Origin of the sequence: Streptomyces flaveolus, assembly GCF_014648815.1 — a bacterium.
In the GTDB taxonomy this organism is placed as follows: domain Bacteria; phylum Actinomycetota; class Actinomycetes; order Streptomycetales; family Streptomycetaceae; genus Streptomyces; species Streptomyces flaveolus.
The window spans coordinates 55,790-69,238 of sequence record NZ_BMRV01000001.1; the positions used below are offsets into that span (position 1 = coordinate 55,790).

Here is a 13,449-nt window from a genome sequence, read left to right on the forward strand (position 1 = left end):
CCGGGTGGACACGGTCAGCCGGGTCAGCGGGGTCCGTTCTCGCGGCTGAAGGACGCGTTCGACGGGCGCTGATCGACGCGTTCGACGGGCGCCGGCCGACGGGTCCGACCGGCGCTGACAGGGTCCGTCGGCAGGGCTTCGGGGTGCTGGTGCTCCTGGCGTATGCCGACGGAAGCCCGGATTCGGACTTGTGCGGGGGACGTGGCAACATTCGCTCATGTCCTCCGCACTGACCGATCTCTTCCCCTACCCGATCGTGCAGGCGCCCATGGCGGGCGGCGTCTCCGTGCCGCAGCTCGCCGCCGCGGTCTGCGAGGCGGGAGGGCTGGGATTCCTGGCCGCCGGGTACAAGACCGCGGACGGGATGTACCAGGAGATCAAGCAGCTGCGGGGGCTGACCGCCCGCCCGTTCGGCGTCAACCTCTTCATGCCGCAGCCGGAGACGGCCGACCCCTCGGCCGTCGGCGTCTACGCCCATCAGCTGGCCGGTGAGGCGGCCTGGTACGAGACCGAGCTCGGCGACCCCGACTGCGGCCGGGACGACGGCTACGACACCAAGCTCGCGGTACTGCTGGACAACCCGGTGCCCGTGGTGTCGTTCCACTTCGGCGTGCCGAGCCGCGAGGTCGTCGACTCGCTCCACCGCGTCGGCACGTTCACCCTCGTCACGGCGACCACCGCCGACGAGGCCCGGGCCGTCGAGCAGGCCGGCGCCGACGCGGTGATCGCGCAGGGCGTCGAGGCCGGCGGACACCAGGGCACCCACCGCGACCACCCGGAGACCGGCGGCGCCGGGATCGGGCTGCTGTCGCTGGTCGCCCAGATCCGGGAGACGGTGAGCCTGCCCGTCGTCGCCGCCGGCGGCATCATGCGCGGCGCCCAGATCGCCGCGGTGCTGGCGGCCGGCGCGAGCGCGGCCCAGCTGGGCACCGCGTTCCTCGCCACCCCGGAGTCCGGCGCGCACGCCCTGCACAAGCAGGCGCTGACCAACCCGCTGTTCGTCCGCACCGAACTGACCCGCGCCTTCTCCGGCCGCCCCGCCCGCGGCCTGGTCAACCGCTTCCTGCGCGAGCACGGTCCGTACGCCCCCGCCGCCTACCCCGAGGTGCACCACCTCACCGCGCCGCTGCGCAAGGCCGCGGCGAAGGCGGGCGACGCGCAGGGCATGGCGCTGTGGGCGGGACAGGGGCACCGGTTGGCCCGGGAGCTGCCCGCGGGGCAGCTGGTGGAGGTGCTGGCCGCCGAACTCGCGTCCGCGGGGACAGCGTTGTCGCAGTACGTGACGGGAGGTACCGGCCGATGACGGCTCCGGTGTTCGTGGTCGACTCGCTCCGGCCCGGGGACCTGCCCGGCGGTGAGTACGTCCTCGAGGGTCCCGAGGGACGGCACGCCGTCTCCGTGAAGCGGCTGCGGCCCGGCGAGGACGTCGTCCTCACCGACGGACGCGGACGCTGGGCCGAGGGCGTGGTGAAGGCCGCCGAGGGCAAGGACCGCCTGGTCGTGACCGACCTGGAGAGCGTCCACGAGGAGCCGTCGGAACAGCCCCGCGTCACCGTCGTCCAGGCGCTGCCCAAGGGCGACCGCGGTGAGCTGGCCGTCGAGACGATGACCGAGGTCGGTGTCGACGCGATCGTGCCGTGGGCGGCGTCCCGCTGCATCACCCAGTGGAAGGGCGACCGCGGTCTGAAGGCGCTCGGCAAGTGGCGGGCGACGGCCCGGGAGGCCGGCAAGCAGTCCCGCCGGGTCCGCTTTCCCGACGTCGCGGACGCGGCGAGCAGCAAGCAGGTTGCGTCACTTCTGGCCGACGCGGCCTTCGCCGCCGTGCTCCACGAGAGCGGCGAGGAGCCGCTGGCCGCCGCCGAACTCCCCGCGTCCGGCGACATCGTGCTGGTCGTCGGCCCCGAAGGAGGCGTGTCACCGGAGGAGTTGGCGCTCTTCGCCGAGGCCGGCGCGAAGCCCTACCGCCTGGGCCGCAGCGTGCTGCGCACCTCCACCGCGGGCACCGCGGCGACCGCCGTCCTCCTGGCCCGCACCGGCCGCTGGTCCTGACGGCGCCGGTCAGCCGTCCGCCGCGCGGGCGGCGGCGACCGCCGCGAACAGCTCCCACCCGTCCAGCTCCGCGGACCGGCCGAGCAGACCCCGTCGGCCCGCCTCGTCGACGAAGGCCCGTACGACACCGGGTTCGTGCAGGTTGAGCGACTCGTCCCCCACGGCCACGCAGCCCGAGGGCAGGAACCCGTCGGGGACGAACCGGCCCTCGCCGCCCCGGAACAGCAGGCGGGTCCGCGTCCCGTCCCGGGACAGGGTGAGCACCTCCTGGCAGGGTTCCGTGACGCTGTGCCGGTGACGCACCGACCACACGTAGGTGGTGGTCTCGTCCACGACGAGCCTTCTGAGCCGGCGTCCGCTGCGCATCCGCCCACGGTAGTGAGGAGTGGCCGTATGCGCCCTACCGCGAGCCCCGCACCGGTGGCAGGCTGCCCTCCATGGGGGCATTGAGGCGGATTTGGCGTATCCCGAACATCGTGAGCATCCCGAGGACGCGGGGCGGCCGGCGCGTGGTGCCGGTGGCCGTCGGCGCCGTGGTCGCCGTCGGCGGACTCGTCGCCTGCGACCCGGGCGGACTCAGCTCCGCGTCCGTGGCGTACACGACCGACCAGACCGTGACCCGTGAACTCGACCGGCGTGACGCCGGGGTGCGGTGGCTCACCTGCACCGCCTCCTTCGAGGGCGACGGCGCCACCGCGTCGGCGGGCGAGGACACCGTCGCCTCGGTCGACTGCGAGGGCAAGACGGACGACGGTAAGGACATCACCGTCCACGGCAAGGTCACCCGCGTCGTCAACGGCGCCTGCGTGCGCGGCGACCTGACGGCCGAGGTGGGCGGCAAGGAGTGGTTCCGCGTCAAGGGACTGGGGAACTGCGACGCCAGGACCACCCCGCCCGCGAACCGGCCCACCCAGGACCGGCCGGGCCCCACGGTCACCGTCACCCGGACCATCTGGTGCCCGGACGATCCGCACTGCCGGCCGGTGGAGGGCAAGTAGCCCGCCCGGCACCGCCGTCGCCCTCCCGTGCGCCTGGGCGGGAAGTGATCCGAACCCCTGTCGATCGACCCCCGCCCCTGCATAGGCTGTGCGGGTGACTCAGCCCGCAGCGCCTGCCTACCTCCGCTTTCCGCACCCGCACGGCGAGTTGGTCGCCTTCACCGCCGAGGACGACGTGTGGCTCGCCCCGCTCGACGGCGGCCGGGCCTGGCGGGTCAGCGCCGACAACGTGCCGGTGAACCACCCGCGCATCTCGCCCGACGGCACCACCGTCGCCTGGACGTCCACCCGCGACGGCGCCCCCGAGGTGCACATCGCCCCCGTCGACGGCGGCCCGGCGAAACGCCTCACGCACTGGGGCAGCCCGAGGACCCAGGTGCGCGGCTGGACCCCGGAAGGACAGGTCCTCGCCCTCAGCACCTACGGCGAGGCGAGCCTGCGCCGCAGCTGGGCCCGCGCCGTCCCGCTGGACGGCGGACCCGCCGCCACCCTGCCGTACGGGCCCGTCGGCGACGTCGCGTACGGCCCGCACACCGTGCTGCTGTCCGCGCCGATGGGCCGCGAGGCCGCCTGGTGGAAGCGGTACCGGGGCGGCACGGCGGGCAAGCTGTGGATCGACGCCGAGGACGACGGCGAGTTCGTCCGGCTGCACAGCGACCTCGACGGCAACATCGAGTACCCGTTCTGGGCCGGCGAGCGGATCGCCTTCCTCTCCGACCACGAGGGCACCGGCGCCCTCTACTCCTCCCTCGCCGACGGCTCCGACCTGCGCCGGCACACCCCCCTCGACGGCTTCTACGCCCGGCACGCCGCGACCGACGGCGCCCGCGTCGTCTACTCGTCCGCCGGTGAACTGTGGACGCTGGACGACCTGGACGGCGCCGAGCCGCGCCGGCTCGACATCCGGCTCGGCGGTTCGCGCGCCGACCTCCAGGCCTACCCGGTCAACGCCGCCCGCTGGTTCGGCTCCGGGTCCCCCGACCACACCGCCCGCGGCAGCGCCGTCGCGGTGCGCGGCGGCGTCCACTGGGTCACCCACCGCTCCGGTCCGGCCCGCGCCCTCGCGGCGACGCCCGGCGTACGCACCCGACTGCCGCGCACCTTCCGCGCCGACGGCGAGGAGTGGGTGGTGTGGGTGACGGACGCCGAGGGCGACGACGCCCTGGAGTTCGCGCCGGCCACCGGCCTCGCGCCCGGCGCCACGCCGCGCCGCCTCGCCGCCGGACAGCTCGGCCGGGTCCTGGGCCTGGCCATGGCACCCGACGGCAGCCGGGCCGCCGTCGCCTCGCACGACGGGCGTGTCCTGCTCGTCGAGCGCGAGACCGGAGAGGTCCGCGAGGTCGACCGCAGCGACAACGGCGACGCCTCCGGCCTCGTCTTCTCGCCCGACTCCGCCTGGCTCGCCTGGTCCCACCCCGGCCCCGACCCGCTGCGCCAGCTCAAACTCGCCAACACCACCGACCTGTCGGTGAGCGAGGCGACCCCGCTGCGCTTCCGGGACTACTCGCCCGCCTTCACCCTGGACGGCAAGCACCTCGCCTTCCTCTCCACCCGCTCCTTCGACCCGGTCTACGACGAGCACGTCTTCGACCTGGCCTTCGTCGAGGGCGCCCGCCCGTACCTGATCACGCTGGCCGCGACCACCCCGTCGCCCTTCGGCCCGCAGCGCCACGGCCGACCCTTCGAGACCCCGGACCGCGAGGAGACCCCCGACAGCGAGGGCACCCCGACCACCCGGATCGACATCGAGGGCCTCGCCGACCGCATCGTGCCCTTCCCGGTGGAGGCCGCCCGCTACTCCCGGCTGCGCGCCGCCAAGGACGGCGTCCTGTGGCTGCGCCACCCGGTCATCGGCGTCCTCGGCGCCTCCCGCGCCAACCCGGACGACCCCGATCCGCACACCGAGCTGGAGCGCTACGACCTCGCCCAGCAGCGCGTCGAGCACCTCGCGGGCGACGCCGACCACTACGAGGTCAGCGGCGACGGCAAGCGGGTGCTGCTGTGGACCGACGGACGGCTCAAGGTCGTCCCCAGCGACCGGCGGGCCTCCGGCGACGAGGACAGCGACACCAACATCACCGTCGACCTGGGCCGGGTCCGGCAGACCGTCGAACCGGCCGCCGAGTGGCGCCAGATGTTCGACGAGACCGGCCGCATCATGCGGGACAACTTCTGGCGGCCCGACATGAACGGCGTCGACTGGGACGGCGTCCTCGACCGCTACCGCCCCGTCCTGGACCGCCTCGCCACCCACGACGACCTGGTCGACCTCCTGTGGGAGGTGCACGGCGAGCTCGGCACCTCGCACGCCTACGTCACCCCGCGCGGCGGCCACGGCGGCGGCGCCCGGCAGGGCCTGCTCGGCGCCGACCTCTCCCGCCACGAGGACGGCACCTGGCGCATCGACCGCGTCCTGCCCTCGGAGACCTCCGACCCCCAGGCCCGCTCCCCGCTCGCCGCGCCCGGCGTCGCGGTGCGCGCCGGTGACGCGATCGTCGCGGTCGCCGGACAGCCCGTCGACCCGGTCACCGGGCCAGGGCCGCTGCTCGTCGGCACGGCCGGCAAGCCGGTCGAGCTGACCGTCTCCCCGGCCGGCGGCGGCGAGCTGCGGCACGCCGTCGTCGTCCCCCTCGCCGACGAGGAGCCCCTGCGCTACCACGCCTGGGTCGCCGACCGCCGCGCCCACGTCCACGAGAGGTCCGGCGGCCGGCTCGGCTACCTCCACGTGCCCGACATGGTCGGCTCCGGCTGGGCCCAGCTCCACCGCGACCTGCGCGTCGAGGTGGCCCGGGAGGGCCTGGTCGTCGACGTGCGCGAGAACCGCGGCGGACACACCTCCCAGCTCGTCGTGGAGAAGCTGGCCCGGCGCATCGTCGGCTGGGACCTGCCGCGCGGCATGCGGCCGTCCAGCTATCCGCAGGACGCGCCCCGCGGCCCGGTCGTCGCCGTCGCCAACGAGTTCTCCGGCTCCGACGGCGACATCGTGAACGCAGCGATCAAGGCGCTCGGCATCGGGCCGGTCGTCGGCACCCGCACCTGGGGCGGCGTCGTCGGCATCGACAGCCGCTACCGGCTGGTCGACGGGACGCTGATCACGCAGCCGAAGTACGCGTTCTGGCTGGAGGGGTACGGGTGGGGCGTGGAGAACCACGGCGTCGACCCGGACGTGGAGGTTCCGCAGCGCCCGCAGGATCACGCGGCGGGGCGCGACCCCCAGCTGGACGAGGCCATCCGACTGGCACTGGAGGCGCTGGAGGCGACACCGGCGAAGACACCCCCGACTCTGCCGTAGCCGCTGGCGCTCGCAGCCGTCGTAGCTGCGGGCAGTCGTGCCGCCCCAGGCGGCGCGGTTGCCCGCGGCTTGACGGATAGCATGCCCCCAGAAGATCACCACCGTAAGGAGCGCCCATGCCCGGCGAGCCACAGGACGACTGCCTGTTCTGCAAGATCGTCGCGGGTCACATCCCGGCGACGATCGTCCGCGAGACGGACACCACCGTCGCGTTCCGCGACATAAACCCCCAGGCACCCACCCACGTCCTGGTGATCCCCAAGGCGCACTACCGGGACGCCGCCGCCCTCGCCGCCGGCGCCCCGGAACTCGCCGCGGACGTGCTGCGCGAGACCCGGGCCGTCGCCGACGACGAGAAGCTGGACAGCTACCGCATCGTCTTCAACACCGGCACCGGCGCCGGCCAGACCGTCTGGCACGCCCACGCCCACGTCCTCGGCGGCCGCGGCCTCGAATGGCCCCCCGGATAACCCGGCGCGACCACGATGTCCGTACGTGAACTCGTCGTCCTCGGCACCGCCAGTCAGGTACCGACGCGGCACCGCAACCACAACGGCTACCTGCTGCGCTGGGACGGCGAGGGCATCCTGTTCGACCCCGGCGAGGGCACGCAGCGCCAGATGCTGCGCGCCGGGGTCGCCGCCCACGACCTGAACCGGATCTGCGTCACGCACTTCCACGGCGACCACAGCCTCGGTCTCGCCGGCGTCATCCAGCGCATCAACCTGGACCGCGTCCCGCACGAGGTCACCGCCCACTACCCGCGCTCCGGGCAGCGCTTCTTCGACCGCCTGCGGTACGCCACCGCCTACCGCGAGACGGTCGCCCTCACCGAGGCGCCGGTCGACGCGGACGGGCCCCTTGCGGTCACCCCCGCCTACACGCTGGACGCCCGCAGGCTCTCGCACCCCGTCGAGTCGTACGGCTACCGGCTCACCGAACCCGACGGCCTGCGCATGCTGCCCGAGCGTCTGGCCGCGCACGGCATCAAGGGCCCCGACGTGGGCCGCATCCAGCGCGAGGGCGCGCTGAACGGCGTATCGCTGGACGAGGTCAGCGAGGTCCGCCGCGGCCAGCGGTTCGCGTTCGTCATGGACACCCGGCTCTGCGCGGGGGTGCACGAGCTGGCCGAGGGCTGTGACCTGCTGGTCATCGAGTCGACGTTCCTCGACGAGGACGAGGAGCTGGCCTCCGACCACGGCCACCTCACCGCCGGGCAGGCGGCTCGGGTCGCCCGGGATGCGGGCGTACGGCACCTGGTCCTCACCCACTTCAGTCAGCGCTATGCGGACCCGGAGGAGTTCGAACGGCAGGCACGGGCCGCCGGTTACGACGGTGAGCTGACCGTGGCCCACGACCTACTGAGAGTCCCGGTTCCGAAACGTCGGTGAAACCGCCGTACCATGCTCTGATGCCCCTGCCCATAGCTGAACTGCACCTCCATATCGAAGGCACCCTGGAGCCGGAGCTGGCCTTCGAGCTGGCCGCCCGCAACGGTGTCGCCCTGCCCTACGCGGACACGGACGCCCTGCGCGAGGCGTACCGGTTCGAGGACCTCCAGTCCTTCCTGAACCTGTACTACGAGCTCATGGCCGTCCTGCGCACCGAGCGGGACTTCGAGGACCTCGCGAACGCCTACCTGGCCCGCGCCGCCGCGCAGGGCGTACGGCACGCGGAGATCTTCTTCGACCCGCAGGCGCACCTCGCCCGGGGCGTGGAGATGGGCACGGTCGTGGAGGGCCTGTGGCGTGCGCTGGGCCGCAGCCGGGAGAACCACGGCGTCTCCACCCGGCTGATCATGTGCTTCCTGCGCGACGATTCCGCCGAGTCGGCCCTGGAGACCCTCCACGAGGCGAAGCCGTACCTGGACCGCATCATCGGCGTCGGCCTGGACTCCGCCGAGGTCGGCCACCCGCCGGTGAAGTTCCGCGAGGTGTACGAGGCCGCCGCCGCCCTCGGGCTGCGCCGTGTCGCGCACGCGGGCGAGGAGGGGCCGCCGGAGTACGTCACCGAGGCCCTGGACGTGCTCGGCGTCGAGCGGATCGACCACGGTCTGCGCTCGATGGAGGACCCGGCGCTGGTCGAGCGGCTGGTGCGCGACCGCGTCCCGCTGACCCTGTGCCCGCTGTCCAACGTGCGGCTCCGCACGGTCGACACCCTCGCCGACCACCCGCTGCCCGCCATGCTCGACGCCGGGCTGATGTGCACGGTCAACTCCGACGACCCCGCCTACTTCGGCGGCTACGCGGGCGACAACCTCGACGCCGTGCGCGCCGCGCTCGGCCTGACCGACGAGCGGCTGCGGGAGCTGGCCCGCAACTCCTTCCTCGCCTCCTTCCTGGAGGACGACGAGGAGCTGCGGGCGCGCTGCCTGGCCGAGGTGGAGGCGTACGCGTTCCCGACGGTGTAGGACTCAGCCCGTCCCGGACCCCGGTGTGGCCGCCGCCGCCCGGGGTCCCGCCGTGTCGTAGGCGCGCTGCACCGGCACGGCCCGGGCGTCCATGTCGATCTCCACGACCGGCTGTTCCATGGCGCCGACCTCGGGAACGGCACCGCTGGGCGTGCCGGTGGCGGCGGCGACCAGGGCGGCCGGGGTGCCGCCGCGGCGGCGGATCGCGCCGGGCAGCAGCGGGCGCCCGCCGGTGTGCAGGGCGACGGCCGTCATCGGCACGGCGGCCAGCAGCAGGCCGGCGCCGAGGACCAGGCCCATGCCCGCGTAACCGGCCTGCGCCGAGAGCACACTGCCGGTCAGCGGTCCGGCCGCCGTGCCCAGCGAGGACGCCGACCCGACGAGCACCGCCCACCGGCCGCGCGGGTCGAGCGAGGCGGCGAGGCCGATCAGGTACGACAGGACGACCGGGTACAGCGTGTTCCAGGCGATCTCCCCGGTCGCGAACGTCGCGGGGGTGGTCGCGGACGCGCTCACCGCGATGCAGCCCGCGATCAGCACCGTGCCCGCGCCGATGGGCATCGCCCGTCCCAGCCGCGGCCCGAGCGCGCCGGCCACCAGGACGCCGACCAGTCCCGCGCCCAGGGCGACGGCGAAGACGACCCCGAGGGTGGCGTCGCCCAGACCGGCCTGGGTCAGCCCGATCCGGCCGCTGACGCCCCACAGGGAGTTCTGCGCGAGGGACCAGCACAGCACGGTGGCGGCGAGGACCAGTCCCGAGCGGCGGCGGGGGAGCGGAGGGGTGGGGTCCGTGTCGTGCGCGGCCGGTGACGTGGCCGCCCCGCCCGGCAGGCGCCGGGTCAACGGCCACACCGCGAGGGCGGTCAGGGCGATCGCGGCCAGCGGCAGGCCGTGCGCCCGGCCGAGGTGCGGCACCGTCAGATACACCGCGCCGGCCAGCGCGGACACGGTCAGCAGGCCCAGGGTGGAGGCGCGGTGGGGGTCGCGCTCGGCGGCGATTCGGGTGGCGGCGACCGTGGTGGCGGTGCCCGACCCGAAACCGCCGAGGACCGCGCCGGCGACGACGGCCGGGACGGCGGTGGTGAGCGCGGCGGAGCCGTAGCCGACGACGGCCAGGACGAGCCCGAACCGGGCCAGCGTCCGGGCGCCGATCCGCTGCACCCGGGAGGCGAGCAGGAAGCCCGCGGTCGCCGAACTCAGCAGCAGCGCGCTGCCGACGGCGCCCGCCTGCGTGGCGGTCAGCGGCAGGCCGGTGTCCAGTCTGCCGACGGTGGTGGGGAGCAGGTAGGGAGGAAGGTACCCGGCCGTGAAAAGGGCGACGAGGGGCCAGGGAGTGGTGCGGGGGGCGAACACGGGCGTTCCCAGGGCATGCGAAAGGAAGGGGGGAGGGGGAGGGGGCGACGACCGTCGACGGACAGGAACGCGCGCGCAATTTGTATCAAGCGCGGGGTGGCGGGAAACAGGCGAGGGGGTGTGATCCGAACCACACCTGCGTTTGGGGTTCGAGCGACCGGGTAGGAGGGCGCGTCACCGCCAGTGGACCGAGCCGCCTCCGGCCGGAATAGTCGCCTCCACCTTGGCCCGGATCTCCCGCATCACCGCGACGATCCGCGCCTCGTGATCAGGCGTCAGGCGGGCCACCGGCACCGAGCAGCTGATGGCGTCCAGGGCCGGGACGTCGTAGCGCAGCGCGAAGCCGAAGCCGACGATTCCCGTCACGCCCTCCTCGCGGTCGACGGAGTAGCCGCGCTCCCGGATCTCGGCGAGGTCGGCCGCCAGGGAGTCCCGGCCGGCGTGCGTGTTCGGGGTCAACACCTCGTAGGGGCCCTCGGGCAGTTCCGTGTCCGGCCGCTCCGCCAGCAGTGCCTTGCCGAGGGCGCCCACGTGGGCGGGCAGCCGGCGCCCCACCCTGCTGATGGTGCGCAGGTACTCGTGCGACTCCCGGGTCGCCAGGTAGGCCACGTCGTGCCCGTCGAGCCGCCCCAGGTGGATCGTCTCGCCCAGCGCCTCGGACGCCTCGTCGAGGTACGGCCGCACCACCCGCACCCGGGGGTCGGAGTCGAGGTAACCGGTGCCCGTGAGCAGGGCGTGGATGCCGATGCCGTACAGCGAGCCGGTGACGTCGGTGCGCACCCAGCCGCGCGAGATCAGGGTCTGGAGCAGCGCGTACATCGAGCTGCGCGGCACGCCCAGCTCGTCCGCCAGCTCCTGGAGCCGGGCCGGACGGTCCCCGCGCGCGGCCAGCACCTCCAGCAGCTCGACCGTGCGCGCCGCCGACTTCACCTCGCGGACGCCGCCCGCCGCGCCCCCTGTCTCCGACATGTGCCGATCGTAGACGGACGTCGCCGACCCATTGACGACTCCCGTCCGCCTATCTAATCTCCATCTTCATACATGGATGACGTCTACATACGGAGACAGCGATGGTGAGCGTGGGTTCCGACACCGGCACCGACCCCGTGACGGCGGTGGTCCGGCGGTTGCGGGAGGGGATGGCGGACAGGGTGCTGTCCTTCCCCCTGACGAGCTTCCGCGACGACGGGTCACTCGACCCCGACGGCTACCGGGCCTACGTCGCCGAACGCGTCGCCGCCGGTCCCGGCGCGGTCTTCCCCGCCTGCGGCACCGGTGAGTTCTTCTCCCTCGACGAGGACGAGTACCGCCGGGTCGTCACCATCGCCGTCGAGGAGACGGCCGGCCGGGTGCCCGTCGTCGCCGGCGCCGGATACGGCTGGGCGCAGGCCCTCCGCTTCGCGCGCATCGCCGAGGACGCCGGCGCCGACGCCCTCCTCGTCATGCCGCACTACCTCACCGCGGCCCCGCAGGAGGGCCTGGCCGCCCAGCTGGAGCGGATCGCCGCCGGCACCCGGCTCCCGCTGATCGCCTACCAGCGCGGCCAGGTCACCTACACCGCCGAGTCGGTCCGGCGCATCGCCCGCATCCCTGGTGTCATCGGCCTCAAGGACGGCCACGGCGACCTCGACCGCCTCCAGCGCATGGTCCTCGCCGCCCCCGAGGACTTCCTGTTCTTCAACGGCGCCGCCACCGCCGAGGTCCAGGCCCGCGCCTACGCCGCCGTCGGCGTCCCGGCCTACTCCTCCGCCGTGCACGCCTTCGCCCCCGAGATCGCGAACGCCTTCCTCGCCGCCCTGCGCGACGGCGACCGCGGCACCGTCGACAAGCTGCTGCGCGACTTCTACGTGCCCCTCGTCGAACTGCGCGACCGCGTCCCCGGATACGCCGTGTCCCTCGTGAAGGCCGCGGCCCGGCTGCGCGGCTGCCCGGTCGGTCCGGTGCGCGCCCCGCTCACCGACCCGTCGGCCGCCGACCTGGCCGCACTCAAGACCCTGCTCACCGCCGGACTCGCCCTCGTAGGAGCCGCCCTGTGAACCTCACCATCACCGACGTCCGTCTGACGCCGATCCTCGTCGCCGACCCGCCGCTGCTCAACACCCAGGGCGTCCACCAGCCGTACACCCCCCGCCTGATCGTCGAGGTGGAGACCGCCGACGGGATCACCGGCGTCGGCGAGACCTACGGCGACGCCAAGTACCTCGAACTGGCCCGCCCCTTCGCCGACAAGCTGCTCGGGCGTCAGGTGAGCGACCTCAACGGCCTGTTCACCACGGCCGACGAGGTCGCCGTCGACTCCTCCCGGGTCTCCGGCCAGGTCGACGTCGGCGGCCTGCGCGGCGTCCAGACCGCCGACAAGCTGCGCCTGTCCGTCGTCTCCGGCTTCGAGGTCGCCTGCCTCGACGCCCTCGGCAAGGCGCTCGGCCTGCCCGTGCACGCGCTGCTGGGCGGCAAGGTCCGCGACGCCGTCGAGTACAGCGCCTACCTGTTCTACAAGTGGGCCGGCCACCCCGAGGGCGTGGCGTGCGAGCAGGACGACTGGGGCGCCGCCCTCGACCCGGCGGGCGTCGTGGCCCAGGCCCGCGCCTTCACCGAGCGGTACGGCTTCACCTCCTTCAAGCTCAAGGGCGGCGTCTTCCCGCCCGAGGAGGAGATCGCCGCGATCAAGGCCCTCGCCGAGGCCTTCCCCGGGCACCCCCTGCGCCTGGACCCCAACGGCGCCTGGTCCGTGGAGACGTCCCTCGAGGTCGCCGCGGAACTCGGTGACGTCCTGGAGTACCTGGAGGACCCCGCGCTCGGCACCCCGGCGATGGCCGAGGTCGCCGCGAAGACCGGCGTGCCGCTCGCCACCAACATGTGCGTGACGACGTTCGCCGAGATCCAGGAGGCGTTCACCGAGGGCGCCGTCCAGGTCGTGCTCTCCGACCACCACTACTGGGGCGGGCTGCGCAACACCCAGCAACTCGCCGCCGTCTGCCGCACCTTCGGGGTCGGCGTCTCCATGCACTCCAACACCCACCTGGGCATCAGCCTCGCCGCCATGACCCACGTGGCCGCCACCGTCCCGAACCTCCACCACGCCTGCGACTCCCACTACCCCTGGCAGTCCGAGGACGTGCTCACCGAACGGCTCACCTTCGACGGCGGCAAGGTCACCGTCTCCGACGCCCCCGGCCTCGGCGTCGAACTCGACCGCGACCGGCTGGAGTTCCTCCACCGCCGCTGGCTCGACGACGACGGCACCCTCCGCGACCGCGACGACGCGGCGGCGATGCGGGTCGCCGACCCTCAGTGGGTCACCCCGTCCGTGCCGCGTTGGTGAAACCCGTTCCCTCCTCCCCCTTCCC

General features: G+C 73.9%; 12 protein-coding genes. 9 read left to right on the plus strand and 3 right to left on the minus strand.

The window, feature by feature from the left end; genetic code table 11:
- The first annotated feature begins 217 nt into the window (after positions 1–217).
- Both IEZ05_RS00240 and IEZ05_RS00245 read left to right on the plus strand, forming a co-directional pair.
- A complete protein-coding gene (locus IEZ05_RS00240) occupies positions 218–1,303 on the plus strand; it encodes a nitronate monooxygenase (protein ID WP_189227867.1) in 1,086 nt (361 codons plus the stop codon).
- Positions 1,300–2,049 (plus strand): 16S rRNA (uracil(1498)-N(3))-methyltransferase, encoded by a 750-nt coding sequence (locus IEZ05_RS00245; protein WP_189227868.1) that lies wholly within the window; start codon positions 1,300–1,302, stop codon positions 2,047–2,049. Before IEZ05_RS00240 ends, IEZ05_RS00245 begins: the two co-directional genes overlap by 4 nt.
- 9 nt (positions 2,050–2,058) lie before the next feature.
- On the opposite strand, the gene IEZ05_RS00250 is transcribed toward IEZ05_RS00245, so the two are convergent.
- On the minus strand, positions 2,059–2,415 hold the full coding sequence (locus tag IEZ05_RS00250) for a hypothetical protein (RefSeq protein WP_189227869.1): 357 nt from the start codon (positions 2,413–2,415) through the stop codon (positions 2,059–2,061).
- A 71-nt stretch (positions 2,416–2,486) separates the two neighbouring features.
- Between IEZ05_RS00250 and IEZ05_RS00255 the strand changes: the two genes are divergently transcribed.
- The 5 genes from IEZ05_RS00255 (at position 2,487) to IEZ05_RS00275 (ending at position 8,749) form a co-directional block, all read left to right on the plus strand.
- A complete protein-coding gene (locus tag IEZ05_RS00255; RefSeq protein WP_373298708.1) occupies positions 2,487–3,047 on the plus strand; it encodes a hypothetical protein in 561 nt (186 codons plus the stop codon).
- A gap of 88 nt (positions 3,048–3,135) precedes the next feature.
- A complete protein-coding gene (locus IEZ05_RS00260) occupies positions 3,136–6,339 on the plus strand; it encodes a S41 family peptidase (RefSeq protein WP_189227870.1) in 3,204 nt (1,067 codons plus the stop codon).
- A gap of 116 nt (positions 6,340–6,455) precedes the next feature.
- On the plus strand, positions 6,456–6,809 hold the full coding sequence (locus tag IEZ05_RS00265; protein ID WP_189227871.1) for a histidine triad nucleotide-binding protein: 354 nt from the start codon (positions 6,456–6,458) through the stop codon (positions 6,807–6,809).
- A 15-nt stretch (positions 6,810–6,824) separates the two neighbouring features.
- Positions 6,825–7,730, plus strand: a complete 906-nt coding sequence (locus tag IEZ05_RS00270) for a ribonuclease Z (RefSeq protein ID WP_189227872.1) — start codon at positions 6,825–6,827, stop codon at positions 7,728–7,730.
- Between the two features lie 20 nt (positions 7,731–7,750).
- On the plus strand, positions 7,751–8,749 hold the full coding sequence (locus tag IEZ05_RS00275; protein ID WP_189227873.1) for an adenosine deaminase: 999 nt from the start codon (positions 7,751–7,753) through the stop codon (positions 8,747–8,749).
- A gap of 3 nt (positions 8,750–8,752) precedes the next feature.
- Here the strand turns inward: IEZ05_RS00275 and IEZ05_RS00280 are convergent, their stop codons facing one another.
- Both IEZ05_RS00280 and IEZ05_RS00285 read right to left on the minus strand, forming a co-directional pair.
- A complete protein-coding gene (locus IEZ05_RS00280; protein ID WP_189227874.1) occupies positions 8,753–10,102 on the minus strand; it encodes an MFS transporter in 1,350 nt (449 codons plus the stop codon).
- Positions 10,103–10,276: 174 nt separating this feature from the next.
- Entirely contained in the window at positions 10,277–11,071 is a 795-nt protein-coding gene (locus IEZ05_RS00285) for an IclR family transcriptional regulator (RefSeq protein WP_189227875.1), read from the minus strand.
- A gap of 101 nt (positions 11,072–11,172) precedes the next feature.
- Here IEZ05_RS00285 and IEZ05_RS00290 point away from each other — a divergent pair, with 101 nt between their 5' ends.
- Together IEZ05_RS00290 and IEZ05_RS00295 are read left to right on the plus strand one after the other, a co-directional pair.
- Positions 11,173–12,138: a 5-dehydro-4-deoxyglucarate dehydratase gene (locus IEZ05_RS00290; protein ID WP_189227876.1), complete on the plus strand. Its 966-nt coding sequence runs from the start codon at positions 11,173–11,175 to the stop codon at positions 12,136–12,138.
- Entirely contained in the window at positions 12,135–13,424 is a 1,290-nt protein-coding gene (locus IEZ05_RS00295) for a glucarate dehydratase family protein (RefSeq protein ID WP_189227877.1), read from the plus strand. The genes IEZ05_RS00290 and IEZ05_RS00295 overlap by 4 nt, the downstream gene beginning before the upstream one ends.
- The last annotated feature ends 25 nt before the right edge of the window (positions 13,425–13,449 follow it).